Source organism: Martelella limonii (assembly GCF_013344475.1).
GTDB lineage: Bacteria > Pseudomonadota > Alphaproteobacteria > Rhizobiales > Rhizobiaceae > Martelella > Martelella limonii.
The window spans coordinates 173,140-187,672 of sequence record NZ_JABUOU010000007.1; the positions used below are offsets into that span (position 1 = coordinate 173,140).

General features: G+C 62.1%; 7 protein-coding genes. 4 read left to right on the plus strand and 3 right to left on the minus strand.

The annotated features are described in order from the left end of the window. Positions 1 to 172: 172 nt before the first annotated feature. Genes HPQ62_RS15230 through HPQ62_RS15245 form a run of 4 tightly spaced genes read left to right on the plus strand, consistent with a single transcriptional unit; the run spans position 173 to position 3,095 of the window. Positions 173 to 526: a hypothetical protein gene (locus tag HPQ62_RS15230; RefSeq protein ID WP_174803420.1), complete on the plus strand. Its 354-nt coding sequence runs from the start codon at positions 173 to 175 to the stop codon at positions 524 to 526. Next, a complete protein-coding gene (locus tag HPQ62_RS15235; protein WP_174803421.1) occupies positions 514 to 1,932 on the plus strand; it encodes a cytochrome ubiquinol oxidase subunit I in 1,419 nt (472 codons plus the stop codon). Before HPQ62_RS15230 ends, HPQ62_RS15235 begins: the two co-directional genes overlap by 13 nt. 12 nt (positions 1,933 to 1,944) lie before the next feature. Continuing rightward, the gene (cydB, locus tag HPQ62_RS15240) at positions 1,945 to 2,952 is read left to right on the plus strand and encodes a cytochrome d ubiquinol oxidase subunit II (protein WP_174803422.1); all 1,008 of its coding nucleotides are present in this window, start codon (positions 1,945 to 1,947) and stop codon (positions 2,950 to 2,952) included. Next, positions 2,952 to 3,095, plus strand: coding sequence for a DUF2474 domain-containing protein (locus tag HPQ62_RS15245; protein ID WP_174803423.1), 144 nt, complete (start codon positions 2,952 to 2,954; stop codon positions 3,093 to 3,095). The genes cydB and HPQ62_RS15245 overlap by 1 nt, the downstream gene beginning before the upstream one ends. Positions 3,096 to 3,275: 180 nt before the next feature. On the opposite strand, the gene HPQ62_RS15250 is transcribed toward HPQ62_RS15245, so the two are convergent. From HPQ62_RS15250 to HPQ62_RS15260, 3 genes are all read right to left on the minus strand, one after another. After that, positions 3,276 to 10,241 carry an autotransporter outer membrane beta-barrel domain-containing protein gene (locus tag HPQ62_RS15250; protein WP_244629716.1) on the minus strand — a complete coding sequence of 2,322 codons (6,966 nt, stop codon included), beginning with the start codon at positions 10,239 to 10,241 and terminating at the stop codon, positions 3,276 to 3,278. Positions 10,242 to 10,752: 511 nt separating this feature from the next. Continuing rightward, positions 10,753 to 11,448 (minus strand): hypothetical protein, encoded by a 696-nt coding sequence (locus HPQ62_RS15255; protein ID WP_174803424.1) that lies wholly within the window; start codon positions 11,446 to 11,448, stop codon positions 10,753 to 10,755. A gap of 76 nt (positions 11,449 to 11,524) precedes the next feature. Continuing rightward, positions 11,525 to 14,515, minus strand: coding sequence for a vWA domain-containing protein (locus tag HPQ62_RS15260; protein ID WP_244629717.1), 2,991 nt, complete (start codon positions 14,513 to 14,515; stop codon positions 11,525 to 11,527). Positions 14,516 to 14,533: the final 18 nt, after the last annotated feature.

The window sequence follows — 14,533 nt, forward strand, 5'->3', positions numbered from 1 at the left end:
ACGACTTTCGCCCATACACCCATCGCGCGCGGTTTTAAAGCTTTTCGGAAAGCAATTTTATGCTATCTTATCAGCTGTATAGTTGGCGAGCACGATCACCGGAACACAGTCGCCTTTACAAATTTAACCATACAATATATCATCTTTGTATGGACGGTAGAGGCGCCAAGAGATGCGGAAAAAGCGACTGATCGGGAACGACGTCCCGCCGGGCCGGGCTGCGCGCTGTGAGCGGCTGCCCGCGCAGAGCGAGATTGCAGTGGCTTCGGTCGTCGATGCGGAAATCGTGACACGCGCCAGCGCGATCCGCTCCGAGACCAGTTCGGGCGTTTCGATCTTCCCCGCCGCGGCGTTCGCAACCCTCGCCCATCCCGTCGAGGCAGTGAGACCTTCGCCTGGCGTCGCGCCCGATCGCGACGGGCCGGAGGCAGGGCTTTGCCTTCTTGCCGACCGCATTGACCACCCCTTGGCCGCAACCCGAGCCATTTTCCAGGCTTCAGAAGGAGCACTTTCATGTTCGGCCTGACCGCCCTTGAACTCGCGCGCATCCAGTTCGGCTTTACCGTGTCGTTCCACATCATCTTTCCGGCCATCACCATCGGGCTCGCCAGCTTCCTGGCGGTGCTGGAGGGGCTCTGGCTGTGGAAGAAGGATACGGTCTATCGCGATCTCTACCATTTCTGGACCAAGGTCTTTGCCGTCAATTTTGCGATGGGCGTCGTCTCCGGCCTCGTCATGGCCTACCAGTTCGGCACGAACTGGAGTTACTTCTCTGCTTTTGCCGGGTCGGTCACCGGACCGCTTCTGGCCTATGAGGTGCTGACGGCGTTCTTCCTGGAGGCCGGCTTTCTCGGCGTCATGCTGTTCGGCTGGAACAGGGTCGGCCCGGGGCTGCACTTCTTTTCCACCATCATGGTCGCGATCGGCACGCTGATTTCGGCAACCTGGATTCTCGCCTCCAACAGCTGGATGCAGACGCCGCAGGGCTACGACATCGTCAATGGCGTGATCGTGCCGACGGACTGGCTGAAGGTGATCTTCAACCCATCCTTCCCCTACCGCCTGCTGCATATGACCATTGCCGCCTTTCTGGCAACCGCGCTGTTCGTGGGCGCCTCCGGTGCATGGCATCTCCTGCGCGGACGCAACGATGCACATGTGCGCAAGATGTTCTCCATGGCGATGTGGATGCTGATCGTCGTGACTCCGATCCAGATCGCCGTCGGCGATCAGCACGGCTTGAATACGCTGGAGTACCAGCCCGCCAAGATCGCGGCGATCGAAGGCCACTGGCGCAACGAACCCGGCGAGAAGGGCGTGCCGCTGACCCTGTTCGGCTGGCCGGACATGCAAGCCGAGGAAACCAAATATGCTGTCCAGATCCCCCATCTGGGCAGCATCATCCTCACCCATACCCTTGACGGCCAGTTTCCCGGCCTCAGCGAATACCCGCCGGAGGACCGCCCCAATTCCACCGTCGTATTCTGGTCGTTCCGGATCATGGTCGGTCTCGGCTTTCTGATGCTCGCTCTTGGCGCCTGGGCGCTGTGGCTGCGCCGTGGCGGGAGGCTATATGAAAACCGCTTGTTCCTGCGCTTTGCCACCGTCATGGGGCCGAGCGGCCTGATCGCCATTCTCGCAGGCTGGTTCACCACCGAAATCGGCCGACAGCCCTGGGTCGTCTATGGCGTGATGCGAACCTCGGATGCGGTCTCGAACCACTCGGCGCTCGCCTTGTCGGTCACGCTGCTGATGTTCATCGTCATGTATTTCTGCGTCTTCGGCGTCGGCGTCGGCTACATGCTGAAGCTTGTCGCCAAGGGGCCCGGCGTCAGCAGGAACGATAACCCTCCGCAGACGCCCGGACAAAGTCAACGCCCATCGCGGCCGCTGTCGGCGGCGCCCGACAACACCGATCCGTCGATCAACTGAGAGGATATGAACATGGGTATCGACCTGCCTCTTCTATGGGCGATCATCATCGGCTTCGGGTTGATGATGTATGTGATCATGGACGGTTTTGACCTCGGCATCGGCATTCTCTTTCCCTTCGTAAAGGGAAAGGAGGATCGGGACGTCATGGTCAACAGTGTCGCGCCGGTCTGGGATGGCAACGAGACCTGGCTGGTGCTTGGCGGCGCCGGACTGCTGGCCGCCTTTCCGCTGGCCTATGCCACGATCCTGAGCGCGCTCTATTTCCCCTTGATCCTGATGCTGGCCGGGCTGATCTGGCGCGGCGTCGCATTCGAGTTCCGCTTCAAGGCAGATGAGGCGCACCGGCCATTCTGGGACAAGGCCTTCGCCTGGGGCTCCTATATCGCGACCTTCTTCCAGGGGGTCGCGATTGGCGCCTTCATCAACGGTTTTGCGATGGAGAACGGGGTCTATGCCGGCGGTGCGCTGGCCTTCCTGACGCCGTTCAGCCTGTTCACCGGGGCCGCCCTTCTGGTCGCCTATGCGCTTTTGGGAACGACCTGGCTGGTGATGAAGACAGAGGGGGCGCTGCAGGATCGAATGCGGCAGCTCGGCAGGCCGATCACGCTAGCCCTGCTCGGCGCGATCGCGCTCGTCAGCCTGTGGACGCCGCTTGCCCATCCCGACGTCGCCGAGCGCTGGTTCACGCTGCCCGACCTGATCTTCTTCCTGCCTGTTCCCCTGCTGGTTCTGCTGGCGGTCTTTCTTCTGCTGAAGACGCTTGCCGGCAAAAGCCATGCAGCGCCCTTCATCCTCTCCCTTTTTCTGCTGTTCGTGGGCTATTCGGGGCTCGCCATCAGCCTGTGGCCGAACATCATCCCGCCGGGCGTCTCGATCTGGCAGGCGGCAGCGCCACCCGAGAGCCTGGGATTTGCGCTTGTCGGGGCGCTGTTCATCATCCCCTTCATCCTCGCCTACACCGCATGGTCCTATTACGTGTTCCGCGGCAAGGTTCGCGCCGGAGAAGGATATCACTGATGCGCGACCTTCCTGAGACCCGCAACAAATGGCTGAGCCGGATCGGCTGGCTGATCGCCATCTGGGCCGGGAGCGTTCTCGCTCTGGCTGTCTTCGCCTATGGAATGAGGCTGTTGATGAGCTTCGCCGGGATGACGACCTGAAGAAATAGGGCGAGCGCGTCGCCTCAGGCACGACCTCCCCCGCGAACGGCGGCATGGCCTGATTGTCCGGCCCCTTCTCTTCAAACGGGCCGGCACACATGCGGCATGCCGGGAGTTTTGCGGGTAAGAGAGAGAGGACATTCTTGCCGCTCTCCAGCTTCTCCTAAAAGGCCCGCTTCATCAAAACCGGTAGCCGAAGCGTACGGAGCCGACATGCGACTGATAGTCGTCGGCAAACGCACCGTCGTACTGGAATTTCAGCTCCATGCCCTGGCGCTTTGCAAGATCGAGCCCGAGCGAGACATGCCCGACGGTATCGGCAATCGGCGTGAAGGTCGAGAAACTGTCCATTGAGGACAGGCCTGCAAAACGCGCGGTGGTCTCCCAGGCGTCCGACGACAGGAACGTAACGCCGAGATCGCCGTAAAGCCGCGCCGGCCAGTCCTCCTTGAACGGGATTCGCACGCCGAACTCGATCCCCGGCGTCACGCCGAAGGCGGTATCGGAATTGCCGTCGACCATCAGGTTCAACGCACCGGCGCCGGTTTCAGTATAGCCGAACTGCTGCATGTTGATGACATCGAAATCGACCCTCGGGCGCATGTAATACTGATCGCCGAAAGCCACTTCATAGGATGCGCGGAACCGGGCAAAGAGCATCGCGGAATCCGGCTCGCCCCGCGCCGTGGCGGAGAGTGTGTCGAGATTGATGTAACGCTTGGAATCGCCGGAATTGTAACCCGCGCCCGCGACCAGGCCGAGGAGCCAGGGCCCCATTTCCCGCTTCAGCGCAACCGCGCCGGTAAAGGACTGCTGGTCCATCTTTTCCGAGCCGCTGTCATCGCGGAACCAGCTATTCTCATAGGAAAGCGCTGAGCCCAGGAACCAGCCATCGCTGATTTCCGTCTGGCCGCCGAACTGCAAGCCGCCGACCGATTGCGTGTAGCCGCGCGCATCGCCGTGCGCCTCCTGCGTCGTCTCGCCGCCAAGCGCGCGGCTCCAAACGCAAGACCCCTCATCCATCATCACACCGGTCGTCTCGAAGGCCGGGCAAGACAGCACGCTGCTGGCGGCTGCGATTGCGGCAGAGGGCGAAGCCGCCAATGGCGCGGCCGCCGTCTGCGAGTCGAGCTCCAGCAGCATGTCGGAGAAGGTTTCCGGCTCGGACTGATGGAACGCACCGAACGCCTGTCCGAGCGAGATCTCGTCCGTGTCAAATTTCAGTTCACTCGCGCTGCCGTCGGAGATTTTGTCCCAGGACTGCTGCATCGCCTTCGAGACTTCGCCGGCATTCTTGCCGAGCGAAACGCCATTGCCGGTGAAATGCGCATCGTCAACGGAGAAACCTTGCCAGCCCTCGGACGATTTGGTGACCTCGGTGAAATCGAAGACCAGCGAGGACAGCGCCGTGATCGCCGACATATCTGCCCCTTCAGCCTTCAGAAACTCGGTGCGTGTCTTCGGAAGCAGCGCATTGGCGTTGACATCAACGCCCCAGGTACCGGCGAAATCGCCCTCGATCAGCACTCTATCAGCAGTGCCGTTTTCCATGTCGACATCGACATCTGTCAAAAGCCCGCCGCTGCTGGACGTATCCGTCCGCCAGTCGAACCTGTCGCTGCGCTTGAAGTAGCTGAAGGGCGAAAACGTGGTCGAAAGGCCGAGATCGGCGACATCATAGGCGCTGCCATCGGCTTTGGTACCGACACCCAGAAGATCGCCGGTAAAGGTCGTGGAAATCGTGTTCCACGCGCCGCCGGGATTGATGCTGCCGGCGTTGAGAACGCCATCGACATCAGCGATCGCACCGGTCACGAACGTGCCCGTGCCCTGGTTGAGCAACAGGCTGGTACCACCCAAAGCCGCCATCTTTACCGCGCCGTCAGCCGCAGACGAAGACGGCGTCGCGAATGTGTGGTGCAGCAGATTGCCGCTCAGCGTGCCGTAATTGTTATGGGTGATGCTGGTCGTCGCCGCACCTGACGCATAGACCGCACCGCCCAGGAAATCGCCATTCGTCGCCGAAGCGCCCGATCCCGTCACCGACCCGCCCTTGTTGATCGTCAGCGTCATGGTCGGGCTGGTCGTCTGCGCCCATACGCCCCACGCCGTCGGATCCTTCGCCGTGACCGAGCCGTCGACCGTCACGGCCAGCGAGCCGGTCATCGTGTTGCCGTCCGCACGATCGCCTTCGGTATTGTTGAAGCGGCCGAGTGTTCCCGCATAGGTCTTGCCGTTCTGGGTGAAGATGCCGCCCGATCCGCCAATGGCCTGCGCCACGATCCCGTGGGCATATTTGCCGGTGGTATAGACGGATGCCCCTGATGCGACCGAAACGTCGACGGTTCCTGCGCTTTCGGCGTTGCCGCTATCGGTATAGTAGAAATTCGATCCGCTCGAGAGGCCGCCGTAATAGCCGTAGGTGGCATTGAGCTTCTGCGCCAGATCGCCCGCCACCCCACCGCCGCCGGAAACCGTTTGCGCCAGAACGCCGAAAGCGCCGTCGCCGGAGGTGACGATAGAGGCGTCGCCTTCGACGGTGACGCTCACCTTGTCTGCGCTGTTGGGCGCCTGTTCCTTGATGAACGTCATCTTGTCGGTGACCGTCGAAGCGGCCGTCAGGAAGCCGCCGCCGCCACTGATCGACTGGCCGACAATACCGACAGAGCGTGTGCCATATGTTCTGATCTTGCCGGAATGCGAGATACTGACCGCGCCGCCATGGGCGTCACCCGATCCGTCGTCGGACCCTAAGGTCGCGCTCAACACGTTGGATATGGTGTCGTCATTGACCGCGTTGGCTGTGCCAAGCGCCACACTGACGAGACCGCCGCCGCCGCCGATGGACTGGGCAATGATGCCCTGCGAGCCATCGCCCTTGGTCACGATCTGGGTATCCGAGAGCGTCTTGACGGTTACAGTGCCGGCCGTTCCGGCGCTGCCAACCGACGTTCCGCCGAGGCCGATCTTGACCTTGGAAATGGCAAGTCCCGACGAAAACCCGATGCCGCCGCCGCCGGCAATCGACTGGGCAACCACGCCGTGGGATGCGAATCCGCCGGTATAGATGCTGCCGGCGTAAACCGAGACATCGCCGCCATCGCCGCCGCTTCCCCCTGCCGAGCCGATGGTGAGCGTGGCGCAGCTATCCTTGTCGTCGGAGTCGCTATCCGAACTGCTCGCGCTGGACGCGCTATCGCAACTGCTGCTGTCGGAGCTGCCCGACGCACTGGAAGAACTGCTGTCGTCGGAATCGTCGCTGCCGGACGAAATCGCGACCGCGCCGCCGCCGCCGCCGATCGACTGCGCGACAATGCCGGACGACATCGTGCCATAGGTATGGATTGTGCCGGTCCCGACAATCGTTCCGGAACCATCCTCGCCGATGGTCACGGTTCCACCGGCTCCGCCCGCTCCACCGGTCGAACCGACGGTTACGCCGAATGTCAGCGTTTTGTCGTCGCTGTCGTCGTCGCTGTCATCATCACCACCGTCATCGTCGTCGTCGTCATCCGACGATGCAACCGCGGCCATGGACAGTTGCGTCGCTTCCGCCGCGTCGTCGCTGTCGTCATCATCATCATCGTCGTCGTCATCCTCGTCCTCCTTGATCGAAAGAGAACTCTTCCCGGAACCGGCCGCACCGCCGCCGCCGCCGATCGACTGGGCGAGAATGGCATCCGACCAGTCTCCCTTTGTGGTGATCGTGCCTTCGCTTGAAATGCTCACCGCGCCGCCATCGCCGCCTGCCGACCCCTTCGCGCCAAGGCCGATCGTGAGGGCCCAGTCGGCATCGCCGCTCCCGCCGCCGCCGGAAGACGAACCGCCGCCGCCGCCGATCGACTGGGCGAATATCCCGCGTGACACATGACCGCCGGTGTAGAGTGAGGCCCCGGCATCATCCATGTGGACATCGACACTGCCGCCATCATTGCCTGAACCACCATCGGCTCCCAGACCGATATTCAGCGCCGCCGACTTGATGCCATTCGCGGCCTTCGTCGAGCCGGAGCCCGTTCCGGCATTGCCGCCGCCGCCGCCGATCGAATGCGCCAGGATGGCATCAGCATAGCTGCCCGTCGTGCTGATCGCGCCATAATGGCTGACGCTGACCGTGCCGCCGACCCCGCCGATGCCGCCGGAACCGCCTACATAGGAATTCACCGAGACCGCAAAATCCGTGCCGGCATCCACGGCCTCCTCGTCTTCAGCCAGCCAGGAGGTGATCGATTTAGCGACAGAGCTGGCGGTCGCATCGCCGCCATTGCCGCCGCCGCCGCCGATCGATTGGACGACGAGGCCGCCCGCTCCGTCGCCGGTGGTGACAACCCTTGAGGTCTTGTAGATATGCGCGTTTGCCGTGCCGCCATCGCCACCGGCACCAGCATTGCCGCCATGGGCAACGGATACAGAAAGCGAAACCGTGTTGCCCTCTTCATCGAAGGGAACGCCCGCGGAAATCGCTTTTGAGGACGCCTGGCCACCCGAACCGCCGCCACCGCCGATCGACTGGACGACGATGCCCTGGGCATCGGTCCCGGACGTCGAAACCACGCCGTTGGTATAGACCTTTGCCTCGCCGCCATCACCGCCATAAGCGCCCGTGCCGCCATGCGCAATCGAAATGGCAATGCCGAGACCGGCAGCGGTCGATTTGCCATTGCCGCCAACGCCGCCGCCGCCGCCGATCGACTGCACCAGCATGCCGGTTCCGTGATCGCCCTTGGTCGACACGATGCTGTAGCCGGACGCACCTTTGGTCCCGGAACCATATTGCGTGACCTGCGCGGAACCGCCCTCTCCTCCCGCACCGCCGCTTCCACCGGTGGCGCTTGAAAAGCCGATGCCCCAGGCCGTGGCCTGACCACCGGCACCACCACCACCGCCAACGGAGTGGGCAATCATCCCCATCGCATAGTCGCCGGCAACAGAGATGGACGTGCCGCTCTCGGTTATGATCAGAGCGCTTCCGCCATCACCCCCGGGACCGCCGGCGCCGCCGACCGTGTGAAACAGGCCCTTCTTGTTGCGCCCCTGACCGCCGCCGCCGCCGATCGATTGGGCGACGATGCCGTGCGCTTCCGAGCCCACCGTGCTCAGATTGCCATAATTGTGGACGTCGACCGTGCCGCCATTGCTGCCCGACGTGGCACTGTCGCTGCTGCTCTTGACGGCCGAACTTGAGCTCGTGCCCGCTCCGATCGCGCCCGTCGAGCCGGTGCCACTGTTGGTGCCGCCGCCGCCGCCGATCGACTGCGCGAGAATGGCGATCCCGCCGCCCAGTTCCGTCTGGTCGGAGCTGCTGGCCGCAGTTTTTGCCCCGGCATAACCGCCATACGTCGAAATATTGCCCTTGTTGGTGACCGTCACCGTGCCAGGCACCGAACCGGAATTCTGCCCGCCGACCGTCTGGCCGTCATAGGGGCTTGCTACGGCAGTGCCATACGTCAGGCTCGTCGTGGGCACGCTTCCGGCAGATTCAAGCAACCCGCCACCGCCGCCGATCGATTGCGCCACTATGCCGTGGGAATCGATGCCATGAACCGTGATGTTGCCCGTATTGGTCACAGTAACGTCATCGCTGGTCGAACCGTTTGCGCTCGTATCGCCCCAGGTGAGCGTCCCACCATCCGAATTCGTATAGATCCCATCGCCATCTGCCGCAGATGCCGATTGCGCAATGATGCCGTGCGAATGATCGCCGTATGTGGTGAGACCGAAATCATTGGCTACGGTCACGATCTGGGCGAGACCGCCCCACCCGTTTTCACCCTTGTAGGTCGATGATCCACCGCCGCCCAGAGATTGGGCGATAATGGCGCTTGAAGTATCGCCGTGGGTTATGATCTGCCCGCCGCCGGTGAGCTTGACATTGACGTTAGCACCACCGCCGCCTGGCGCTTCCCGTCCATCCTTGGTGCTTTCATACGAGGTGCCGCCCTGGCTGACGGCGAGAATGCCGGGAGAGTAGTCGCCTTGGGAATCAAGCAGGGTCGATGACGCCCCGTAGACCGTCACGGCAACCGGCGATGCGTTGAACCCCTCCATCGCCTTCTTGCCGCCACCCGGCAGGCCATCGCCCGATCGCGAGATCGCCATGATCGCCGCACCGGTTTTACGGGTGAGCTGAACGCTCTGATAGACGGTTCCAAGGTAAACCGCACCGGCAGACTGTGTGGTGATCTTGCCCGCCATCGGCGTTTGCGCTGAACCGACCTGAACCTCGGCAGCCGTTGCATTCGGATTTTCTACATCGACGGAACTGCTCCCGCCGCCATCGCCACCGGGGCCTGTCTCGAAGCTATTGGTGTTATAGGGTGTATTGCCGCCATATGAAGCGGCCAGAATGGCCGGCCCGCTCTTGGTGGCGTAGACGGATTTCGATGTGTAGACCGAAACGGGCAAGGCATATCCGCTCGAGGTGTAATCGCCCGAACCCGAATAGGTGGCCGGACCGCCAAGGCTCAGCGCGGCAATGCCGAAGGTGGCGCCGGACACCGTTCCGGTTGAATGCACGGAGACGGCACCCCCCTGACCTGCATTGGCATCCTTGTCATGGGAATCGCGCGTGGCCCCTCCTTGTGAGAGCGCGAAAATGCCGCCGCCCACCAAGCTTGAGACATCCCCGGAGCTTATGATGGAAACATTGCCGCCATCCCCGGCCCCGGTCTCCTTGTTCGTGTCGGTCCCGCTCCAGTTGAGCGCGCCGAGCGACACCGCATTCAGCCCGTTGGACTGGGTTCTGCCGATACGCAGATTGCTGTAGGGAATCTCATCTCCAGGGGCAAAAAGCAGATCGGTGTCGCCAGCCTCGCTCACCGTGACCGTCGCGCTATTGGTGACCTTCACACCAAAGCCCGACCACGCCCAGTTGGAATGCACGCCATAGGTCTGACCGCGGTAGGTATCGCTCCCGCCGCCATCGCCTGGATTGATGAGCGCCATATAGGCACCGCCATAGGCATATTGCGTCGTTGTCAAAGTCCCGGAAGAAATCGTGCAGCTGATTGTCTGCGAAGCAATGTCGCTGTTTCTGCTCTCAAACTGATCCTTGTCTATGTTTGAAGCCGTTTCGGTCGTCACCCAGGACGGTTCGCACGTCACCGACGCATAGGCGCGGGTGTAGCCACGGGAATAAAACGGCATGGGAACACCGGCAAGCGTTCCGGCAAGAGCCGTGGAATGAAACAGAAGTGACGATGCAATCCATCGCCTCTTGCCGGCCACGTGTTTGCGAACCTGTTTCGGATCAACCTGGCTGACCGATATATAGTGCCGCTTCTTATCCACGTTTCGCACCCTAATATATTTATTAGCAATGTGAGAAAGATGGCAGACCGACCTCAATCGCGCCACATTATATTTCTTCGGTACCAGGAAAGGTCTCCGAAAAGACTGAATCGTCAATTCAATTCCGTTTGGCGGATTTGATGATTTTGAATGCAGAAACGATCAGGACGACTGCTGAAAAGTCGCGTTTGATTTTCTCCACAGACAGTGCACCCTGATGAAGCGCTCGCTTTTTGCGACAGCCATTTCCACGCGGGCAAGGTCTGCCCATCCTGACTGCAGGACACGGTCGACAAAGATGCCGGCTTCATGACAGCCGGCATCGCGCAGCGCGTTTCGAAGCACTCCCGCCCGCAACGCATGACTTTCAGTCTGCGATCCGGATCCAGGCTCCGTCTCGGTCGATCCGGCATCCCTGCGGCCCTACTCCAAGCATGGCGGCAGCGATCGCGGGCAGCTTGATGACGATGCTGGTGGACAGGTCGATGCGGTCAGGGTTCGTGACCTGCATGAACAGCGTCACATCGCTGCTCGCGCCTTCTGCCTGTTCCATCGGTGGAACGAAATTGGTGATCCACCCCTTTCCCGAAGTCTTCCACTTGAGCCCCGCCGCCTCTGACATTTCCAGCTGCGAGGGATGGAATGGCGGCGAAAACTGCAGCGTTCTCTCCCCCTGGTTCATCGCATCCAGAATACCTGCGCGGCTGGCGATCATATCCTGAAACTGGGCCGGGCAGCCTTCAATGCTGGCAGGCCCCACTTCGGCACGCCATCTGCCGCTTTTCGGTTGCGGGCCCTCCACCGGAACGCCTGCCTTGAAGACCTTGCTCTTCGGTCGGCAAAGGGTTGGCCCTTCGTAGCGGATGTCATCCGTTGCAGCCATCACCGCGAGCTCATCCGGGCGGGTATCGGGTGGTGCCCATTGCGCGGGTTTGCCCTTGCTTATCACGAACATGGTCGAGCCCTCCGGCCGCAAGGCGGCCTCGGTATCAAGAGCAGCCAGCATTGCCGGATCGGCACTGACGAAATCGACCCTGACGCCCTCTTCGATCAGCACCACCATTGGCGGGCAGCCGATCTGAGCAGAAGACGTTGATCCAAGACAGGCGGCGATCAGCATTGCGATCAATACGCGCATATCAATTCCCCGTCAGCTGGCGGCGGAGCGCCTCGAAGGCATCGGCATCAACGCCCTGCCCCGGTTTTGGAAGGACAAGCGCGCGACCTGACCCCGCCTGGGCACTGCCGGTGAGGCTGCCTCTGATCAGGTCGAACTCGCCGGTGGAAATGTAGGCACTGAAATAGCAGAGCGAACCGAGCGCCGTGACTTCGCAATCACTTCCGCCGGGCTGGTTCAGGCCAAGCCGCTTCCGGTTTCCCGCCGGGTCCTGATCGGTGAACCATGTCGAAATCCGCCCGTCGCTCCCGCGTGCCGCAACCTCGACCGACCACCCTGCAGGCAGGGCCCCTGATATCCCCAGATCGGGCTGCTGAAACGTACAGTCGGCCTCTATCGGGCAGCGACGCAGAACGGTGCCTCGCGATGTCGGTGCGGGCGTCGCTTGCTGCGCCTCTATCGCGCCGAGCAGCACGCCCAGAACGGCAGATGGATCGCCGGAACTGCTGCCATCCTTTCCCATCGCGGCCATCGCGGTCATTGCGGAGGCCAGAGCCTCGGCGCTTGCCGCTGCCGCCGGGTCCTGACCTTTCAATTGCTCCGCCAGCTTGGAAACGGCTGCGGCCGGATCCGGCAGAGTGTTGGTGTCTGCTGCGGCGTCTTGCGGCCTTGTCAACCGGATCTTGTCGGTTACCAGATCGAATGCAGCCCGGTTTGCAGGATCGCCCGCACCGGTCATGCAGGCGATGCCATAGCGAAACGACGCACAAGGGCCTGCCTGCTCATCCCAGCCGTCCGGATTGAGCGCAATAATGTCAGGGACTTCCATCGGGCTGTAGAATATCATATGCGGCCGATCACTGATGCCACCCGCAGGGGCCGGTTCCAGCCATGGGATGTCGGTGAACCAGCGCGGCGGCAGCGGAAAGGCTATGCCGGTTGCCTGATCGACGAAAACACAGGGCAAGCCATCCTGTTCGCACCGGTAGCCGATCTTTTCCGCCGGCAACACCTCATCCGGCCCATGGGTCGGGTCCATATCGCCGGTCATGCCGGCAGGCGGCGCAAAGTTCAGCGTCTGCGCAATAAAGGCAGCAATCGCCGCGATCGTCGGGTCATTGCTTTCGAAATAGCAAAGCTGCCCCATCGAGACCTCCTGGCATGGTCCGTTGCTGGCGATCCACTGGTGCGGATTGAGCACGATCGTCTCAATCGTATCTCCGGCACTCTTCATGAAATTCATGCGCGGCAGACCCGGCTCGCCACCGGTTGTCCAAGCCTCGGTCGTCGGGAAATCTGTAATCCAGCCATCCGGCAGCATGAATGACAGACCGGTTTGCCGGTCCGTAAACGGGCAGAAGGCGGCCCCCTTGCAGACATAGGCGACATCGTCGCCGAGGCCGATATCCTGCATCGAATCCGGCTCCAGACGTCCTGCGTCCAGCTCCCCGGATTCCAGGGTCATCTGGTCGGACGGCATCGCGTCGGCATCTTCGGCTGGCGGCAAGGCAAGGCGGGCAGGCGCGGATGGGCTGACCTCAAGCGGCCGGCGCGCCAGCACAGCCCGGCCATCATGGCCTTCGACGATATACCGCAGTTCGTAACGTCCCGGTGCATCCGGCGCGGTCAGCGTATTTTCATTGCCACGCGTGTCGCGGGTGTAAAAATAGGTGAGTTCACCACTGAACGCATCAAAGCCCGGCGTCACTAGATCGACCCAGTCGCCGGAGCTGTTTGGCCCGCTGAAGCGAACAGGAAATTCTGCGCCCGGCTGGACCTGATCGGGTGCGATCAGACGCGCTGTTGTCGGCATGACCGTAAGAGGCACCGCAAGGCCGATCGCGCGCGCCTCCGTTCCTTGCACGATGTAGCGCAGATCATATTGTCCAATGCTGATCGGCACCTGGATCTCAAGCGGATTTCCGGCGCTGGCATAGGTGTAGGACAGCTCGGAACTGGTGCGCTCAGCACCGGCTTCGACCACATCGATATAGTCGCCCTCATTGCCGGGTCCCTGCCAATGGACGGTGATCACCGCGCCCTGTTCGGCGGAGACCGGTGCATCGAGGGCGAATTCGGCCTCCGTCACGGCAATCGGCAGGGTTGCCACCACCTCATCCCCCTGAGCGCTCGCCCAGACATAGCGCAACAGATAGTCTCCGGGGCTCGCTGGCATTCTCACCACGGAAGGTTGCCCATCGCGTGTATAGGCCCAGTTCAGCGACCGGGTTGCCGGCTGGTTTGCCGGAACGATATCGACATAGTCGTCCGGGCCGGCCGGCCCTTGCCAGACGACCGTGATGGTGGTGGTGATCGGCGCGGATGCAGGCGCCTCAAGGCTTGCCTTCGGCAGTGCAGCCACGGGTTTTGGTGCAGGCGGCTTTTCCTCGAGAACGGTTTGCGCGAGTGCCGCCGAAAGGGCGTCCGCATTGCCCGCCTGGATATATCGGCCACCGGTATTCTCCGCCAGACAGGCAACCTTGGCACCGTCATCCTTGGAAAGCCCGAAGCCAACGACATGGGCGGTGAAATCGATCCCCGCCGCTTCCAGTTCGTTGCCGAGCGCGCATGGATCCGCACCGCAGGTTTCAAGGCCATCCGTCACCAGCACGAGTGTCGCCGGGTTCTCGGTAATGCGGAGCGCCTCCGCGCCCTGACGCACCGCATCGCTCAAGGGCGTGCGCCCCTGGAAACGCATGGCATTGACCGCAGCGACGATATCGCCACCCGCGCCGGGCGCCGGCTGCACCATGACTTCGATGTCGGAGCAATCGCCCCTGGTGCGATGACCGTAGGCAACAAGCCCGACTTCGCGCTCCGGCCCGATCTCGCCGACGAGATCGGCGACCGCCTTGCGCGCGATTTCAAGCTTGGGAACCCCGTCGATCTGCCCCCACATCGAGCCCGATCCGTCCATGACGATGATGGTGCGGCCCGCGTCTTCTGCTGCAGCGTTCAGCGAAGTCGCACAAAGTGTCGCAATGCCAAGCAGAATAGAAACCAGCGTTTTCAAGATGTGTCCTCCGGATAT

What these genes read in the sequence shown, in the direction of transcription:
- HPQ62_RS15245 (WP_174803423.1), top strand. Translation starts at nt 2,952, where the DNA reads ATGCGCGACCTTCCTGAGACCCGCAACAAATGGCTGAGCCGGATCGGC.
- HPQ62_RS15230 (WP_174803420.1), top strand. Translation starts at nt 173, where the DNA reads ATGCGGAAAAAGCGACTGATCGGGAACGACGTCCCGCCGGGCCGGGCT.
- cydB (WP_174803422.1), top strand. Translation starts at nt 1,945, where the DNA reads ATGGGTATCGACCTGCCTCTTCTATGGGCGATCATCATCGGCTTCGGG.
- HPQ62_RS15235 (WP_174803421.1), top strand. Translation starts at nt 514, where the DNA reads ATGTTCGGCCTGACCGCCCTTGAACTCGCGCGCATCCAGTTCGGCTTT.
- HPQ62_RS15250 (WP_244629716.1), bottom strand. Translation starts at nt 10,241, where the DNA reads ATGCCGTTTTATTCCCGTGGCTACACCCGCGCCTATGCGTCGGTGACG.
- HPQ62_RS15255 (WP_174803424.1), bottom strand. Translation starts at nt 11,448, where the DNA reads ATGGTGGTGCTGATCGAAGAGGGCGTCAGGGTCGATTTCGTCAGTGCC.